Source organism: Sphingorhabdus wooponensis (assembly GCF_003933235.1).
Classification (GTDB): domain Bacteria; phylum Pseudomonadota; class Alphaproteobacteria; order Sphingomonadales; family Sphingomonadaceae; genus Sphingorhabdus_B; species Sphingorhabdus_B wooponensis.
In genome coordinates this window covers 18,121-34,369 of record NZ_RWJI01000003.1, presented here as the reverse complement: position 1 = coordinate 34,369, position 16,249 = coordinate 18,121, and the positions used below count along the sequence as shown (strand labels likewise).

Annotated in this window: 16 protein-coding genes; 8 read left to right on the top strand and 8 right to left on the bottom strand. The window is 55.3% G+C overall.

The window, feature by feature from the left end; translation table 11 throughout:
- Positions 1 to 34 precede the first annotated feature (34 nt).
- Positions 35 to 448, bottom strand: coding sequence for a J domain-containing protein (locus tag D7D48_RS10240; RefSeq protein ID WP_125231341.1), 414 nt, complete (start codon positions 446 to 448; stop codon positions 35 to 37).
- Positions 448 to 1,230 (bottom strand): division plane positioning ATPase MipZ, encoded by a 783-nt coding sequence (locus tag D7D48_RS10235; protein ID WP_125231340.1) that lies wholly within the window; start codon positions 1,228 to 1,230, stop codon positions 448 to 450. The genes D7D48_RS10240 and D7D48_RS10235 overlap by 1 nt, the downstream gene beginning before the upstream one ends.
- 113 nt (positions 1,231 to 1,343) lie before the next feature.
- Here D7D48_RS10235 and panC point away from each other — a divergent pair, with 113 nt between their 5' ends.
- Both panC and D7D48_RS10225 read left to right on the top strand, forming a co-directional pair.
- A complete protein-coding gene (gene panC / locus D7D48_RS10230) occupies positions 1,344 to 2,183 on the top strand; it encodes a pantoate--beta-alanine ligase (protein ID WP_125231339.1) in 840 nt (279 codons plus the stop codon).
- Positions 2,184 to 2,255: 72 nt separating this feature from the next.
- Positions 2,256 to 3,239 carry an SDR family NAD(P)-dependent oxidoreductase gene (locus D7D48_RS10225; protein ID WP_125231338.1) on the top strand — a complete coding sequence of 328 codons (984 nt, stop codon included), beginning with the start codon at positions 2,256 to 2,258 and terminating at the stop codon, positions 3,237 to 3,239.
- On the opposite strand, the gene D7D48_RS10220 is transcribed toward D7D48_RS10225, so the two are convergent.
- The 4 genes from D7D48_RS10220 to rplU form a co-directional block, all read right to left on the bottom strand.
- Entirely contained in the window at positions 3,236 to 3,868 is a 633-nt protein-coding gene (locus tag D7D48_RS10220; RefSeq protein WP_125231337.1) for a TetR/AcrR family transcriptional regulator, read from the bottom strand. The two genes, D7D48_RS10225 and D7D48_RS10220, sit on opposite strands and share 4 nt — an antisense overlap.
- A 124-nt stretch (positions 3,869 to 3,992) precedes the next feature.
- Entirely contained in the window at positions 3,993 to 4,583 is a 591-nt protein-coding gene (locus D7D48_RS10215; RefSeq protein WP_125231336.1) for a GNAT family N-acetyltransferase, read from the bottom strand.
- Positions 4,584 to 4,783: 200 nt separating this feature from the next.
- A complete protein-coding gene (gene rpmA / locus D7D48_RS10210; RefSeq protein WP_068846053.1) occupies positions 4,784 to 5,053 on the bottom strand; it encodes a 50S ribosomal protein L27 in 270 nt (89 codons plus the stop codon).
- A gap of 31 nt (positions 5,054 to 5,084) precedes the next feature.
- The gene (gene rplU / locus D7D48_RS10205; protein ID WP_125231335.1) at positions 5,085 to 5,480 is read right to left on the bottom strand and encodes a 50S ribosomal protein L21; all 396 of its coding nucleotides are present in this window, start codon (positions 5,478 to 5,480) and stop codon (positions 5,085 to 5,087) included.
- Between the two features lie 227 nt (positions 5,481 to 5,707).
- On the opposite strand from rplU, the gene D7D48_RS10200 reads away from it, so the two are divergent.
- The 3 genes from D7D48_RS10200 to D7D48_RS10190 all read left to right on the top strand — a co-directional run bounded on the left by D7D48_RS10200 (position 5,708) and on the right by D7D48_RS10190 (position 10,924).
- Positions 5,708 to 6,214: a hypothetical protein gene (locus D7D48_RS10200; RefSeq protein ID WP_125231334.1), complete on the top strand. Its 507-nt coding sequence runs from the start codon at positions 5,708 to 5,710 to the stop codon at positions 6,212 to 6,214.
- Between the two features lie 65 nt (positions 6,215 to 6,279).
- Entirely contained in the window at positions 6,280 to 8,967 is a 2,688-nt protein-coding gene (gene ppc, locus D7D48_RS10195; protein WP_125231333.1) for a phosphoenolpyruvate carboxylase, read from the top strand.
- Between the two features lie 124 nt (positions 8,968 to 9,091).
- Positions 9,092 to 10,924 (top strand): DUF885 domain-containing protein, encoded by a 1,833-nt coding sequence (locus tag D7D48_RS10190; RefSeq protein WP_125231332.1) that lies wholly within the window; start codon positions 9,092 to 9,094, stop codon positions 10,922 to 10,924.
- Positions 10,925 to 11,023: 99 nt separating this feature from the next.
- On the opposite strand, the gene D7D48_RS10185 is transcribed toward D7D48_RS10190, so the two are convergent.
- Together D7D48_RS10185 and D7D48_RS10180 are read right to left on the bottom strand one after the other, a co-directional pair.
- Entirely contained in the window at positions 11,024 to 11,803 is a 780-nt protein-coding gene (locus D7D48_RS10185) for a hypothetical protein (RefSeq protein WP_125231331.1), read from the bottom strand.
- A 49-nt stretch (positions 11,804 to 11,852) separates the two neighbouring features.
- Positions 11,853 to 13,220 carry a cytochrome P450 gene (locus tag D7D48_RS10180; protein WP_125231330.1) on the bottom strand — a complete coding sequence of 456 codons (1,368 nt, stop codon included), beginning with the start codon at positions 13,218 to 13,220 and terminating at the stop codon, positions 11,853 to 11,855.
- 174 nt (positions 13,221 to 13,394) lie between these two features.
- On the opposite strand from D7D48_RS10180, the gene D7D48_RS10175 reads away from it, so the two are divergent.
- The 3 genes from D7D48_RS10175 to rfbG all read left to right on the top strand — a co-directional run bounded on the left by D7D48_RS10175 (position 13,395) and on the right by rfbG (position 16,115).
- Positions 13,395 to 14,177, top strand: coding sequence for a M23 family metallopeptidase (locus D7D48_RS10175; protein WP_125231329.1), 783 nt, complete (start codon positions 13,395 to 13,397; stop codon positions 14,175 to 14,177).
- Positions 14,178 to 14,271: 94 nt separating this feature from the next.
- Positions 14,272 to 15,039: a glucose-1-phosphate cytidylyltransferase gene (gene rfbF, locus D7D48_RS10170; RefSeq protein WP_125231328.1), complete on the top strand. Its 768-nt coding sequence runs from the start codon at positions 14,272 to 14,274 to the stop codon at positions 15,037 to 15,039.
- Positions 15,033 to 16,115 (top strand): CDP-glucose 4,6-dehydratase, encoded by a 1,083-nt coding sequence (rfbG, locus tag D7D48_RS10165; protein WP_125231371.1) that lies wholly within the window; start codon positions 15,033 to 15,035, stop codon positions 16,113 to 16,115. Before rfbF ends, rfbG begins: the two co-directional genes overlap by 7 nt.
- The last annotated feature ends 134 nt before the right edge of the window (positions 16,116 to 16,249 follow it).

Genomic DNA, 16,249 nt, shown 5'->3' with positions numbered 1-16,249 from the left:
TAGTGTCCTGTAACTGCGGGAGAGAAGTTGGGCGTTAAAGCCGCTTATTATTCAAGTCATCCAATAAAAGATCGCGCGCCTTGTTCAATGCGGCGGCGCGTTCGGCGCTGCCGCCCGTGTCTGGATGGTTTTGCGCAATCAGGATGCGGTGACGTTCGCGTATCCGTTCAGCATTGTCAAAACGTGACACGCCCAGCAGGAAGCGGGCATCGTCTATATCCGACGCCTTACCCTGTTTGGTGCGTGAACCGAACAGCCGCAAAGTCAGGCCACGATACCAGATGACGGCTATCACTATCGCCGGCATACCTATCAGCAGGCTTCCCCGCGCCGCCAGAAATGCTCCGGCTAGTCCCAGCAAAATGGGGAGCAATTGTTGCTTTTGTAGCTTGCCCCTCCACACGGCCCAGCCAAGGGCAAGAGAAACCAAGATTGCCAGAAACGCCATTATGCCAGTGCCAGCTGACCGACGTCGGGCAGGGCAAGCCCAGTGACCAGTTCACGCAATTCCTGTCGCGCGACAATATGTGCGGTCGCCAACTGGCCCAGATGGCCCTTGTCGATCAATGTCAGGCCGGACGGGAACAGCTCACGATAAATGACGCGTTCATTCAGGCCCGGCACCGAACGGAAACCAACGCGCTTGGATAATTCGGTCAGTGCGTCGGTCATGCGCTGCTGATTGCGCGCTTCCATATTGTGTAGGCGGTTGCGAACCACGACCCAGTCGATGGTGACGCCATCGGCCTTGGCGCGCTGCTTGCGTGCGTCCCAGATAAGCTCCGCATAGAAGCTTAACTTTCGCACCTTGAAATTTTCGGCGTCCACTTGGCCAATCAGGTCAAAATCAACAAAGCTGTCGTTGATGGGGGTGACCAATGTATTGGCGCGCGTCGCAACAAAGCGGGCATAAGGATCATCGCGTCCCGGCGTGTCGAACACCAGGAAATCATTTTCGGCGCCCAGGCGCTCCACCTGACGTTCCAACGTGGCCTGCGAATCATGTTCGAAAACTTCGAACACGGGCATTGGCAAAGTGACCTTGCGCCGTATCATAGTGTCGCGCCGGTTTTCCAGATAGCGGTATAAGGTGCGCTGGCGCGAATCCAAATCGATGCACGCCACCCGCGCGCCGCGTGACGCCAAAGCTATGGCGACATGGACTGCGGTGGTTGATTTGCCCGTCCCGCCCTTTTCATTCGCAAAAACGATGTGATGTGCCTTGGCCATAATCCCCCAAATTTGCCTCAAATACGATGCGCGGCGACATTTGCCTTGAATTGTCGCTGTACCCTCCCGCATAGGCGAGTTCAACAAAGGCCAATAAACAAGGCGACGTGGACGTGCAAACCATCAATCAGCTTGACGCATTGCGGCAGCACATTTCAGCGCTGCGTGATGCCAAGGGGCGCGTCGCCTTGGTCCCGACCATGGGTGCATTGCATGACGGTCACATGATGCTGGTCAAAGAGGCGCGGCGGCATGCCGATGCGGTGGTCGTGTCGATCTTCGTTAACCCGACGCAATTTGGGCCGAATGAAGACCTCGACGCCTATCCCCGCACGATGGCGCGGGACGCTGAATTGTTGCGCGCGGCGGGGGTCGACATTTTATGGGCGCCGCATGCGCACATTGTCTATCCGCCGGGCTTTGCAACGCATGTTCATGTCGATGGCCCAAGCAATGCCTATTGCGGCGCCGCGCGGCCCGGGCATTTTGACGGCGTTGCTTTGGTGGTCGCCAAATTGTTTAATCAGGTTCAGCCCGATGTTGCGTTATTTGGGGAAAAGGATTTCCAACAACTGGCGGTCATCCGGCAAATGGCCCGCGACCTGGACTTCGCTTTGGAGATATTGGGCGTACCAATTGTGCGGGACGCAGATGGCCTCGCTCTGTCATCGCGCAATACGTATCTGACGGTTGAAGAACGGGCGGCGGCTTTGGCTTTACCATATGCATTGGGCCAGGCCGCGGCGCAGATCCGCGCTGGCGACGATGTCGGGCAAACGCTTGCCAAGGCCTCAGCAGATATCCTTGCTGCCGGCTTTGCGCGGGTGGATTATTTTGCCCTTGCGGATGCGGCAACCTTAGAGGAACTGCACCATTTCGACGGCAGGCCCGCACGTCTTTTGGTGGCCGCCAAAATGGGCAATACGCGGTTGATCGATAATGTGGCGATTTAGGCGCTAATACAGTTCTTCGCAGGCTACGGCTTTGCGCGGATTTTGCTTTTTTAGCTGAGGATAGTGTTTGATATGTCGACTCCCATCCTTGTAACTGGTGCTGCAGGCTTTATCGGCCACGCGGTGGCGCACCGGCTTCTCGCGCGCGGCGAGCGCGTCATTGGCGTCGACATCGTGAATGACTATTATGACCCCGCCTTGAAAGAATCGCGGCTCGCGACCTTTGCCGGGATAAACAGCTTCGCCTTTGAACGCCTCGACATCGCCGATGCCGACAAGATGAAAGCACTAATTCGCGACAATAAAATCGTGCGCGTTGTCCATCTCGCGGCGCAGGCGGGCGTCCGCTATAGCATAGAGAACCCCTTTGCCTATGAGCGCTCGAACTTGGCGGGTCACTTATCGGTGATGGAGGCGTGTCGGCACGCTGAGGGCTTTGAACATCTCGTCTACGCCTCTTCGAGTTCGGTCTATGGCGACAAGCCGATGGGTGGCGCAGGCTTTAAAGAAGATGAGCCCGCCAATGACCCTGTATCGCTTTATGCTGCGACCAAGCGCGCATGTGAGTTGATGAGCCAGTCTTATGCCAAGCTCTATGGCTTTCCACAGACTGGCCTGCGCTTCTTCACCGTCTACGGGCCATGGGGGCGGCCCGACATGGCCTATTTCAGCTTCACGCAGAAAATCCTGCGCGGCGAGGCGATTGAGGTTTACGGCAATGGGCAAATGGCGCGCGATTTCACCTATATTGATGACATTGTTGACGGGATTATCGGGTCACTCGACCATCCGCCCGCACGCGGGGAGCACAGGGTCCTCAACATTGGCGACAGCCATCCGGTTGGCCTGATGGACATGATTGAGACTCTCGAAAAGGTGATTGGACGAGAGGCAGTGAAGATTATGCGCCCCATGCAACTGGGCGATGTCACCGCGACCTATGCCGATGTATCGAAGCTACATGCGCTCACGGGGTACAAGCCAAAGGTCATGCTGGCCGAAGGCCTGCAAAAGTTTGCCGACTGGTATCGGCAATATTACGGAACCCCAGCCTAAGGCTTTAACTGCGCCTGCATCTCATCGAATGCAGCCGCCAGCTTTCGGCCAGCAATCTGTCGTCCCGCTGCGCGCGGCAAGCCAAGTGCCGCCGACAATGGCCCGCCCAATAACGCATCGCCGAGCGCCATCAACACCATCTCAAGCGTCAGCTCATGCAGCGACGTGTCGGCGTGGCCGTCTTCGGCAATTTCATCCACCAGCTTGTGGATCGCCTCGACAATCGGGTCGAGCGCGTCTTCATTTCCGGATAGCAGCATCCACGAGGCGAGCGCGCCCGCACCCTCGCGGTCGAATTGGTCAAAGATTAAATCGGCTAACTCGTGCGGCGTCACCACCCCACCACGCATTTGGGCAACGGCCTCAGCGACCTTGCTACAGATATTTTCGCCCATATACGCGGCCAGCGCGCGCTGGAGCCCAGATGCGGACCCAAAATGATGCAGCAAATTGGCATGGGTTCGACCGATTTGTCCGGCGACGGCTTTTAACGTGACGGCTTGCGGCCCTGCCTCAAGCAACAAGTCGCGCGCCGCCTCAAGCGCCGCCATACGGCTCGCCTCCGGACTTAATCGGCGCGGTATGCCGATATCTTTGAAATCGATAATCTTAGGCGCCTGTGTTGCCATATTCTTCGCTACCCCCCGATAGTTTTACAACGCTACGCCAATTTACGGACATATCCAAGTGTGTTGCAAAATACAGGGATGGTATCGGTAACTTCGTGCACTCGACGCATACAATAATAGCCCACTAAGCTGCCTGTAGCCCCTCCATTTGCGCGCGGATATTGCGCATGGGTGCTCGTTGCTTGATGGCGGGTTCTGCGCCTGCGCGATCCAGTGCCTTTTCATATAAAGCGCATGTCATGGCTGCGCTGCGGCCGTTGCTGTGCCGTACGGACGTCTTGCCGGTGTTTTGAAAGCCGAGCTTACGCAGCACATTGCCTGACGCGGGATTGTCGGTGAAGTGGCTGGCGATAAGCTTTTTATGGCCAATGGCTTTGGCGATACTGATCACGGCGCGGCTGGCCTCGGTTGCAAAGCCAAGGCCCCAATAAGGCCGTGATATCCAATAACCCAATTCGGTACCACCGTCATAATTGCCAAGACCACACGCACCGATGAGGCGAGGGGCGCCATGGGTACGCAGCATGAGTAAAAAGCTAGGATAAAGTGCGTCATGCGCCTGCGTCGCAAATTGCGCCGCATCGTCGGCAGTATAGGGCCAAGGCGCGCGCGCAAGGTTGCGGACGATGGCTTCATCGGCAATCGCCCGATGCAATTCGGCTGCATCCTCGGGCCAGCTTGGCCGTAACAATAATCTTTCCGTTCTCGCGAACATCTCTTCTCTCCGGTTCTGCGCCGCCCCTCGCACGACAACGCGACAGCTATGTTACAGTTCCTCCGCAGGAGGCTGAGAACAGGGAGAATGAGACAAAAAGAAAGGGAGATCGGTTGACCCGTCTCCCTGTTCAAAGGTGGAAACCACCTGAGATGATTTCCGGGTCATCCGTCTGGACAACCCGGTATCGATTGTCCTGTTTATTCGGCAGCCATCGCTGGCATATCGACCGACACATATTTGCGGCCAAGTTTACCAGCATGGAATCGCACGCGGCCTTCGACGAGCGCGAACAATGTGTGGTCTTTGCCAAGGCCAACGCCCGAACCAGGATATACCTTGGTACCGCGCTGACGAACGATGATGTTACCGCCAATGACGCTTTCGCCACCGAACTTCTTCACGCCAAGACGACGGCCTGCTGAATCGCGACCGTTGCGTGACGAACCACCTGCTTTTTTATGTGCCATGGTCTAAACTCCTACGTCAGAGCGTTGCCGCTCAAGCTTCCTTAGGGGCTGCAGCCTTTTTGGGCGCAGCGGCTTTCTTGGGTGCGGCTTCCTTTGCAGGAGCAGCAGTTGCAGCAGCCTTCTTATCTTCCTTACCAACGGCGAGGATGCGCAGAAGTGTCAACGACTGGCGATGACCTTGCTTGCGGCGATAATTGTGGCGGCGACGCTTTTTAAAGACGATAACCTTTTCACCGCGCTCTTGCGCAATGATTTCGGCTGAAACGGTCAAGCCGTTCACGTCCTGCGCCTTGTCACCGTCACCGGCAAGAAGGATGTCACCAAGCGAGATCTTGTCACCCGCTTCACCAGACAGTTTCTCAACTGCGATTTTATCTCCGGCGGCGACGCGATATTGCTTGCCGCCTGTGCGCACGATTGCGAACATGGCTTTAACTCATCCGTTTCTACAGCTTAGCGCCTTATAAGGGCGGGTTGCTCAGGCGCGTGACATAGCGAAGACGAATCTCAACAGGGTCACGCAAGAATGGGCGCAGCTAGTGCAAGCAAATATCTATGTCAACGTATAATCCAGCGTTTTGGCGCTTATGATGCCGCCTGCACCGCCATTGAGATGCGCTTGCATGCGCCTTCGAGCAGGCTTAGACGGCGGATATGTTGAATTTCAAGCCTGCATCGCCGTTGCTTCTGCTCTTTATCCTTGCCGCATGTGGCACGAAAGAGGGCGGATTTCCCTCGCTTGAGCGCCGGAGTTACGAATCGGCTGCGCCCATCGAGGCAGCGATTGAGCCGGCAGTTGCGCCATCTATTTTATCGGGTGAACTCGCGGCAAAAGCCGATGCGCTGCACGTACGACACACAGCGGCGCATGGCGCTTATCTGCGCGGCTTGCCAGCGGTGCAGGCGACGGTGGCAAAGGCGGCAGGCACGGCTCCGGGTAGCGAGGCGTGGGTGAACGCGCATCTTATGCTGTCACGGCTCGACCAAATGCGCTCCGATTCGGTGGCTGCCTTGCGTGACTTTGACGGGATGATTGCTGAGGCCGGCGCGACCGACGTGGGCCTTGCCGCGCTTCTGACTAAGGCGCAGCGACCCATTATGGATGAGGTCGCAGAACAAAATGCAGAAATCGCAAGGCTTTCGAAGGTGATTGGGGAATAGCTATTCACCCATGAAGGCGTGTGGATTGGCTTGCGCCTGGGATGCCCATGTGCACTAATCGGCGCATGAACGGTCAAAACACACAAGCCATTTCGCAAAATCCCGACATCCGCTTTCTCGGCAAGATGCTGGGGGATGTCATTCGCGCTTATGGCGGTGAACAATTATTCCGGCAGACTGAATATATCCGATCCACCAGCGTTGACCGCTTTCGCAAAATAGAGGGCGCCGATTCGAGCGATCGTGGACTGGGGGCGCTGAGCCTTGATGACACGCTTAATTTCGTGCGCGGCTTCATGCTATTCTCGCTTCTGGCGAATTTGGCGGAGGACCGGCAAGGCCTTGCGCATGAAGATGGCGCAACGGTTTCCGAAGCCTGCGCAAGGCTTGTGGCCGAGGGTGTGCCGCTGACAGAAATTAGGGAGATGCTTGCGCACAGCCTGATTGTTCCTGTGCTCACCGCGCATCCGACCGAAGTGCGGCGCAAAAGCATCATTGATCATAAGAACCGCATCGCACGGTTGATGACGTTGCGGGACCAAGGACAAAAGGTCACCGAGGATGGCGATGATGTGGACGCCGCGATCTACCGGCAAATTGCCCTACTGTGGCAGACGCGGCCCTTGCGGCGGGAGAAGCTGTTCGTCGCCGATGAGATTGAAAATGCCCGCGCCACCATGCAGGAAGTATTCCTGACGGCGTTGCCCAAATTATATGCCGGCTGGGAAAAGGCGCTTGGCAGCAGGCCGCCCGGTTTTGTTAAGCTCGGCAGTTGGATTGGCGGCGATCGCGACGGCAATCCGTTTGTTGATGCCGAAACACTGCAATATGCGGTCGCGCGTAATGGCGGCACCGCAATCCGGCACTATCTTGAAAGCATCCACAGTCTTGGCGCGGAGATTTCGATTTCTTCGTTCATGAGCGATACGCCCGAAGCTGTGCGCGTGCTTGCTGAGGCCAGTGGCGATACCGCAGCAAGCCGTGCGGACGAACCATACAGGCGTGCGCTGTCGGGCATATATGCGCGGCTGGCTGCTACGCATGTCAAATTACTGGGCGACCAGCCCCCGCGCCCATCCAAGCTGTCTGGCGCGGCTTATAGCACCCCTGAAGAGCTGCGGAGAGACCTTGTTACGGTGGCGTCTGGTCTTGCCAGTGATGGCGACGGCGCACTGTCCACCGGCGGCGCGCTATCGCGGCTGATCCGGTCGGTCGAAATATTTGGTTTCCATTTGGCGACACTCGATTTGCGCCAAAATAGTGACGTGCATGAGCGTGTCATTGCCGAGCTGTTCCGCACTGCGCGGGTCGCGCCTGACTATCTGAAGCTTGATGAGGCAGCGCGCGTGGATTTGCTCGTGGCGGAACTCTCGCATAATCGCCCGTTGGCCGGCGCGTGGACGCAATATAGTGAAGAGACCGCAAAAGAACTGGCAATCATCCGCGCCGCGGCAAAGGCGCAAGGCGATTTTGGACGGGCGGCGATCACCACCTATAATATCAGCAAGACGACCAGCGTGTCCGACATGCTGGAGGTCTATGTCCTGCTGAAACAGGCGGGGCTATATCATGTGGAAGACGACGGCACACCGCAGGCGACGATCATGTCCGTGCCCTTGTTCGAAACCATCGCCGATTTGCAGGCCGCGCCTGAAACGATGCGCGCATTTTTCAAAATCCCGTTGATGCGCGCATTGGCTCAGGCGCGCGGGCATCAGGAAGTGATGATTGGCTATTCCGATTCGAATAAGGATGGTGGTTACCTGACCTCTACATGGGAGCTATATGAAGCATCACGCGCGCTTGCAGCCATTTTTGCTGAGGCCAATATCGCCATGCAATTGTTTCACGGGCGCGGCGGCGCGGTGGGTCGGGGCGGCGGTTCGGCCTTTGGCGCGATCCTCGCGCAGCCCAAGGGCACGGTGCAGGGACGCATCCGCATTACTGAACAAGGCGAAGTCATCGCCGCCAAATATGGCACAGTCGATAATGCCGTCACCAGCCTTGAAACCATGGCGTCCGCCGCGATGTTGGCAACATTATCCAGCGATCCGATTGCCGATGCGGATGTGAAGCGGTTCAAGGCGGCGATGGCAGAGCTTTCGGCCAGCGCCTTTCAACATTATCGCGGGCTTGTGTATGACACGCTGGGTTTCCGGACATTTTTCAGGCAAATGACACCGATTAACGAGATTGCGACGTTGAAAATCGGGTCGCGCCCGTCAAGCCGCACGGCGTCGGACGCGATTGAAGATTTGCGCGCCATCCCCTGGGTGTTTTCATGGGCGCAGGCGCGCGTCATGCTGCCTGGCTGGTATGGCACGGGGCAAGCGCTGGTCGGTTTTGCGGACAAAGGCTTGCTGCGTGCGATGGCGGAGGAATGGTCCTATTTCCAGACGATCCTTGCCAATATGGAAATGGTGCTGGCCAAATCCGACATGGGTATCGCCGCGCATTATGCTGGCTTAGTTGAAGATCAGGCGCTGGCGCGCGATATATTCGGTCGCATCAAAGGCGGCTGGCAGGCGTCACGCGACAGCTTGCTCGATGCCACAGGGCAAGGCTATGTGCTTGAGGCCAACCCTGCGCTCAACAATTCGATACGCCTGCGCTTGCCTTATATTGAACCGCTCAACCTGCTGCAGATTGAACTGATGAAACGCCACCGCGCGGGTGAAGGCGATGAACGGATTGGTGAAGGCATTCAGTTGACGATTAACGCCATTGCAACCGCGCTGCGTAACAGCGGCTAGCGGCTTCACGTGTCAAAACCATCGACAAAGACCGTTGCCGTTTCGACAAGCCACGAAAACATAGCTTCCCCTTGCCCGTCCTGCTGATATGACGTTGCGATACAGATATTCAGGAGAGTTTCGAATGCGCATTACCAAAACCGCGATTTCTGCCTTTGCCATTGCCTTGGTACAATTGGGCACGCCTGCGATGGCTCAGACTATGGCACCTGCACCCGCTGCTGTAGCCGAAGTCGACCAGAATGCCGCGATCAAGGCCTTTTTCGAAGAATATGATGCGCAGCAATTGGCGCTTTCGCCGCTTGGCAAAGCCTATCGCGGTATCAAGGACAGCGATTATGGTCGCTGGGGTGATTTTTCTACTGCCGGCGAGATGCGCGCGCAGGCGGCCGAACGTTCGGCGCTGAAAGAAATGCGCGCCCGTTTTGACCCTGCCAAGCTTTCGCCCGAAAATCGCTTATCTTTCCGCCTGTTTGAAAAGCGCGCGGAACGCAGCGAAGCGGCCTTTAAATATAATGATTATGGCTATGTCTTTGACCAGATGAATGGCGCGCAAAGTCAGCTGCCAGCCTTTCTCATCAACATTCACCGTGTCGACACTAAGTCCGACGCGCGCGCGTATGTAAGCCGTCTTTATGGCCTTGGCCCCGGCATGATGGAGGCCATCGCCCAAGCCAAGGCACGCGCCGCGCAAGGCATTATGCCACCCAAATGGGTCTATCCTTATGTCATCAATGACGCGCGCAATGTCATCACTGGTGCGCCCTTTGGCGATGGTCCCGATGCGCCTTTATATGCAGATTTCAAGGCCAAGGTGGCGAAGCTCAACATCAGCCAGATTGAAAAAGACCTGTTGATTGCCGACGCGGCGCAGGCGCTGAACGCTTCGGTAAAGCCTGCTTATGAGGCATTGATTGCCGAAATGACGGCGCAGGAAAAGGTCGCCGGAACCGATGACGGTGTCTGGCGCTTCAAGGATGGCGCAGGCTATTATGCCGAGCGTCTGGCCAATTATACCACGACCAATATGACGCCGGACCAGATTCATAATCTAGGCCTCGCACAAGTCGCGCGCATTCATAAGGAAATGGGCGTCGTACAGAAAAAAATGGGCGTGAAGGGCGATCTTCAAGCTTTCTTCAATTATATGCGCACCGAACCCAAATTCTACGCACCCGAAACCGCCGAAGGGCGCGCGCTGTATCTTTCGGAAACGCAAAAGGCGCAGGACGCCGTAACCCCCTTGCTGCCCAAATGGTTTGGCGTTTTGCCCAAGGCACCTTTGGTTGTGAAACCCGTTGAGGCATTCCGCGAAAAGTCTGCGGGTAAGGCATTTTACCAAAGCCCAAGCCCTGACGGATCACGCCCCGGCACTTATTATGCCAATTTGTACAAGATGGCGGATATGCCGCTGACCGAGGTTGAAGCGCTGTTCTATCACGAAGGTGTTCCTGGCCACCATATGCAGCGCGCTATCCAGACCGAGTTGAAAGACGTGCCCGCCTTCCGCCAATTTGGCGGCGTTACGGCTTATTCAGAAGGTTGGGGCCTCTATGCAGAAAAACTAGGCAAGGACATGGGCCTATACACTGATCCGGCGCGTGACTTTGGCCGGTTGCAACTGGAACTGCACCGCGCCATTCGCTTGGTGGTCGATAGCGGCTTGCACCACAAGCGCTGGACCCGCGAAAAAGCGATTAAGTATGTCGAAGATAATAGCGCCGATGCACCAGGCGGCATCGTAAAGGCAATTGAACGCTACATCATCTATCCCGGCCAAGCGACCGCCTATATGGTTGGCCGCCTGAAAATCAGTGAACTGCGTGACAAAGCGCAAAAGGCGCTTGGGAAGAAATTCGATATTCGCGGGTTCCACGACACGGTGCTGAAATCAGGTCCGGTGCCATTGGATATACTCGAAGAGCAAGTCGACGCTTGGATTGCGTCGCGGAAGTGATGGAGGGGCATACCCCCCCCTTCGTTCACCCGTTATCTCGCTAACCGTGCCGTTGTTCTAGCCTGCGCTGGGACAACGGTGGTTTTATCTGTGAGATAATCACTCGGCCGGAACCCCGCCGCCTTCAACATTCCTGCCCCTAAAATCGAAACGAATGCGCACCCATACGCCCAATTGTGGCTTGTTATCGATGCGCGGGGGCTTGACCAAAAATTGCCAGGCGGCGAGGCGTAATGCCTTGGCCAGGCCGGTGCCACGGGGGTTTTCGCCAATTATCTGGCAATTTTCCACGCGGTTACGTTCAATCATGCGGCAGGCGATTTCTGCTGACGCGTCAGGCGGGATGCGTTTGACCGTAGCCAGATAGGGCGCAAGTTCGCTGTCATACGGTTCGCGCAGCCACGCCACAGGATATAGCTGCGCCCCGCCGGGTCCAAGACCGGGGCCCATCATTCCCTTTGCACCCTGACCACTGCTTTTGCTGTCACCCGCACCCGCGCCTCCGCCTGCTGGCAATTTTGACAGGTCCATCGCATCAAAATCTGACTTGCTGACCTTGATGAAATCGGGGTTGGGCGGTGGTGCTTGGACTGGATTGACGGGCGGCAGCAACGGTTTCGGGATGGGCGGTGTGGCCGTGCTTTTCTGCTCTGTAGTGATGGGTGTCTGCGTTTCGCTGTTTTTAGCGGAAGACGCAGGTTCTGCCTCTAGGGAAAATGTGCTGAGGCCGCGTGTGCCTATATCGGGTCCGGTCGCGCGCATGCTCAGGCTCAGTATCGCCAATATGATGACGACCTCAAGCAGCAGTGCGATCGCGAGGCCAAGCCCGCGCCGCCGCAGCTCGTCACGGCTCCAATCTGTCTGTTCTGAATAAGCCATGCGTGCAGCGCGCAGCTTTAGTGCGGTAGGCGCTGCTGGCAATCCCGCATTATAAAGGCGTGAACCGGACCTTCAGTCCATCCTTGGGTTTGGGGATTGGCCAGGCTTGCCAATCGGGCGCATAGCCGTCGGCAATTTCGATCTTAACCGATGTCAGCAAATGGTGCATGAACAGCTTTGTCTGCATATACGCAAAGTGCAGGCCAAGGCACATATGCGCGCCGCCGCCAAAGGGCACCCACGCATATTTATGCCGCGCTTTCACCTTGTCGGCCGTGAAACGCATGGGGTCAAATTCGTTCGGATTTGGCCAATATTCTTCCATCATATGGACATAAGATGGGCTGATGCTGACCGACGTGCCTTTAGGGATATGATAGCCCATAAATTCAAAATCACGCAACGCACGGCGCGGGATCGACGGCACGGGCGCAATCAGGCGCAGCGACTCTTTAAACGCATATTCGGTCAGTTCGAACTTATCGAGATCGGCAAAGGCGATATCCGATCCGGCAGGCCCAATTGCGAGGCACTCTTCGCGCAGTTTCTCCTGCCATTCGGGATGCTTTGCGAGATACCAGATCATGGATGTCACCGACGATGTGATCGTGTCATGCGCTGCCATCATCAGGAAGTTCATGTGGTCGATCAACTCGCCATCGGACATATATTCGCCGTCTTCACGCTTTGACCGGCAAAATTGGCTGAACATATCTTGCCGGTTTTCATTGCGGCGGCGTTCGGCAATTTGCGGACCGAAATAATCGATAAGATATTTGCGGCCGGCAACGCCTTTGCCCATCGGCGTAAAGGGCAAGGGTGCGCGGATCGGCGCGACGGATGCTTGCACCATGTCGACAAAGGCCTTGTTAATCTTGTCTGCCTCAGGCCCCAATGGAATACCCAAGAAACTGCTCGCCGCGACATCAAGTGTCAGTTGCTTGATCGCTGGATAGAACAACATATCGCCGCGCCAGTCCTTCAACTGCTCGGCAAAGATGCGGTTCATGTCCCGTGTGTAGGCGCGCATCGGTTCCGGCTTGAACGCAATGCCCAATGCGCGGCGGTCCATGCGGTGATGGTCGAAATCCATCAGCATCAATCCGCGCGGGAACAAAAGGTTCAGAACCGGGCCCCAGCCTTGTTCCGATGAAAACAGCTTTTCACGGTCAAATAGCAACAGCTCATTTGCCTCAGCGCCGACCAGTGACACCGTTGGATTGCCAAAGGCGTTGGTGCGGAACACCTTGCCATAGGTTTGGACCATGCGCGCGCCATAAGCAGGGGGGTCGCGCAACACGCGGAACGTCGTGCCAATGATAGGGGGACCATTTTCGCCGGGAATATGGGCAAGCTCATGTATTTTCTTGCGCGGAACCCAATGCGGGTTCGCAGCTTCGCTATGGGCAAGGGCCATGGGCGTGATTCCTCATTTAATTGCGCGGTTAAGGCTTACTGCCATGGATGTTAATAACGCGCAAGTGGGTGTGGGCGCACGGAGTAGAGATGACGCTAAACATTTGGGTTGGTCAGCCTTACCGTAACCTGCCCACAAATTTTTTACCTTCAATTGTTGGCGCGGCCACTATAAATGGATCCCATGAGTTCAATGAAATTCTTCTTCTTTATAGCTTTGGCGCTGCAGCTTTCAGAGGCTGCCTTTGCGAAGGCTGCGGGTCGAGATGCAAAGCATTATGAAAATAGTTTTTCCAAAGACTTGGCCAACGATTTTGGCGAGATTTTCTATCGGTGGAAAAAAGCGAACGAGAGCATAACGCCCCTCGAGGAGGATTCTTTTGATGCCCCCTCTGTAGACAAAAATATAAATGGCTCGGAACGCAAAGGGGATGCAGCAACACACAAGTCCCAGCATGCTGAAGGATTTTTTCAAATCTTTTCTATTTGGCAAGAGCAATCCGCTCTAAAAACCCTTGCGTCGACCAGGGTGAAACCAAAGCGCAGGGGCTCTGATTACTCAGGCCGCAGAATGCCTTACATTTCTAGCGATTTTGGATTGCGGTGGGATCCAATGAGAAAGGAGCACCGGCTTCACAAAGGGTTGGATATACCTGGTGCATTTGGAAGCTCAATTTATGCTACGGCAAGTGGCGTTGTGAAAGAGGCGGGATGGCGAGGCAGTTACGGGCTTTTTGTAGAAATTGAACACTCAAAACGGGTCCGAACACGCTATGCTCATCTGTCGCGTATCAATGTTGCGCTAGGACAAAAGGTTCGCCGTAACGATACTGTTGGCTTCATGGGGTCAACAGGCCGTTCGACCGGAAGCCATTTGCATTTTGAAATATATTTAGACGGCATTGCTGTGGATCCTGAGCCATTTTTCAAGAAACCGAATTCGAGCTTTTTTCCTTAGCCTATTCAGAAATATTTGGTCGTTGACAAAAATTAACTAAATTTCTACCTCCCCCACCCACAGAAAAGACGTCATTTTTGATTTGGATGCACTCATGAAAGCAGTAATTCTGGCGGGGGGACTTGGGACCCGCTTAGGCGAAGAGACGTCTACCCGTCCTAAGCCTATGGTTGAAGTGGGAGGCATGCCAATTATTTGGCACATAATGAAGATTTACTCCACTTATGGGATAAACGAATTTATTATCTGCCTTGGTTACAAAGGCTACATGATTAAAGAATTTTTTGCCAATTATCATCTGCATACGGCTGACATCACCATAGATCTCTCTAGCAATCGTTCAGAGGTCCACGAGAATTGGAGTGAGCCATGGAAGATTACGTTGGTAGAGACGGGCGCTGAAACTATGACCGGAGGTCGTCTTAAGGCGGTCGGGCAATATTTGGATAAGGATAAGCCGTTTTGTATGACATATGGCGACGGTGTTGCCGATGTGGATATTGCGGCCCTCATCGCTTGCCATGAAGCGCATGGCAAAAAAGCGACCATCACTGCTGTTACCCCGCCCGGGCGCTTTGGCGCTCTAGAGTTTCAAGGCGACCGCGTAAAATCTTTTGCCGAAAAACCAGATGGTGACGGCGGGATGATTAATGGCGGCTTCTTTGTGCTTGATACATCGGTGCTTGACCTGATCGATGGTCCCGAAACGATTTGGGAGCAGGGGCCGTTGGAAGCTCTTGCGGCAGATGATGAATTGGTAGCTTATCGCCATAACGGCTTTTGGCAACCGATGGACACTCTTCGAGACAAGTTGCATCTTGAATCATTGTGGGCGAAATCCCCCCCGTGGAAGTCATGGTAAACGCTTCGTTTTGGCGGGACCGTCGCGTGCTCATTACCGGGCACACAGGCTTTAAGGGTAGCTGGCTCTCTGTTTGGCTTTCGCAAATGGGTGCGCGCGTTACGGGGTTTTCGCTTCCGGCGGATGAAACAAGCCTGTTTCGACAGGCGCGAATAGCCGATATCGTCGAACATATCGAGGGCGACATTCGAGATATGCACGCTCTTGAATCGGCGGTTCAGGCTTCTCGCGCGGAAGTTGTTTTCCATCTCGCGGCACAGCCGTTGGTTCGTAAATCTTATGAGGAGCCGGTGGAGACCTATGCCACGAATGTGCAGGGAACGGTTCACCTACTTGACTGTTGCCGGCGGCTCCCTTCTCTTCGGAGCATTGTCTGTGTAACAAGCGATAAGTGCTACGAAAATCGTGATTGGGTATGGCCGTATCGCGAAAGCGATCCAATGGGTGGTTATGACCCTTATAGCAGCAGTAAGGGCGCGGCTGAACTAGTTGTTTCAGCCTACCGGCGCAGCTATTTTAATTCGGGGCCCTACCTTGCATCTGTGCGTGCTGGTAATGTTATCGGTGGAGGAGATTGGGCGGAATCACGACTGATTCCAGACATAGTGCGTGCTATGATTGCTGGAGAAAAGCCGTTAATTCGGTATCCAACCGCCGTGCGCCCCTGGCAACATGTTCTAGAGGCCTTGGGCGGATATATTATGATCGCCGAGCGCCTTTTTGCAGGTGACCAAGACGTTGCCTGTGGATGGAATTTTGGGCCTCGCGACGAAGATGCTAAGCCGGTTGACTGGATTGCTAACCGCCTTACCGCTTCTTGGGGCGCGCCCGGCTGGCAAGGTGAGGATGGTCCTAAGCCCCATGAGGCAAGGTATCTAAAGCTGGACTGTACTAAAGCTCGGAGCGAGTTGGGTTGGAATCCCGTGCTTTCACTCGATGCGGCACTGACGCTAATTGTAGAATGGCATAAATTTGTAGAAAGTGGGGGGGACCCACTCGAAATTTGTTCCAAACAATTGGATCTCTATCGAGGTCAATTGGCAGAAAAATTATTGGAGTTTCAATCTCATGCCTGACCATATAACACCAACACAATTGCTCTCGTCCTCAAAAATGCAGATTTCGTTACAATCAATACCTCTGGGATAGGCCTTTGCCGCGGGATCAGCAACTACAACATCTCATTCGTGGCTGACAGTGTGCGGGATTT

Bases quoted from the DNA above. Each gene is read 5' to 3' on its own strand.
- D7D48_RS10240 (WP_125231341.1), bottom strand. From the start codon at position 448: ATGGCGTTTCTGGCAATCTTGGTTTCTCTTGCCCTTGGCTGGGCCGTG.
- D7D48_RS10235 (WP_125231340.1), bottom strand. From the start codon at position 1,230: ATGGCCAAGGCACATCACATCGTTTTTGCGAATGAAAAGGGCGGGACG.
- D7D48_RS10225 (WP_125231338.1), top strand. From the start codon at position 2,256: ATGTCGACTCCCATCCTTGTAACTGGTGCTGCAGGCTTTATCGGCCAC.
- D7D48_RS10220 (WP_125231337.1), bottom strand. From the start codon at position 3,868: ATGGCAACACAGGCGCCTAAGATTATCGATTTCAAAGATATCGGCATA.
- D7D48_RS10215 (WP_125231336.1), bottom strand. From the start codon at position 4,583: ATGTTCGCGAGAACGGAAAGATTATTGTTACGGCCAAGCTGGCCCGAG.
- rpmA (WP_068846053.1), bottom strand. From the start codon at position 5,053: ATGGCACATAAAAAAGCAGGTGGTTCGTCACGCAACGGTCGCGATTCA.
- rplU (WP_125231335.1), bottom strand. From the start codon at position 5,480: ATGTTCGCAATCGTGCGCACAGGCGGCAAGCAATATCGCGTCGCCGCC.
- D7D48_RS10200 (WP_125231334.1), top strand. From the start codon at position 5,708: ATGTTGAATTTCAAGCCTGCATCGCCGTTGCTTCTGCTCTTTATCCTT.
- ppc (WP_125231333.1), top strand. From the start codon at position 6,280: ATGAACGGTCAAAACACACAAGCCATTTCGCAAAATCCCGACATCCGC.
- D7D48_RS10190 (WP_125231332.1), top strand. From the start codon at position 9,092: ATGCGCATTACCAAAACCGCGATTTCTGCCTTTGCCATTGCCTTGGTA.
- D7D48_RS10185 (WP_125231331.1), bottom strand. From the start codon at position 11,803: ATGGCTTATTCAGAACAGACAGATTGGAGCCGTGACGAGCTGCGGCGG.
- D7D48_RS10180 (WP_125231330.1), bottom strand. From the start codon at position 13,220: ATGGCCCTTGCCCATAGCGAAGCTGCGAACCCGCATTGGGTTCCGCGC.
- D7D48_RS10175 (WP_125231329.1), top strand. From the start codon at position 13,395: ATGGATCCCATGAGTTCAATGAAATTCTTCTTCTTTATAGCTTTGGCG.
- rfbF (WP_125231328.1), top strand. From the start codon at position 14,272: ATGAAAGCAGTAATTCTGGCGGGGGGACTTGGGACCCGCTTAGGCGAA.
- rfbG (WP_125231371.1), top strand. From the start codon at position 15,033: ATGGTAAACGCTTCGTTTTGGCGGGACCGTCGCGTGCTCATTACCGGG.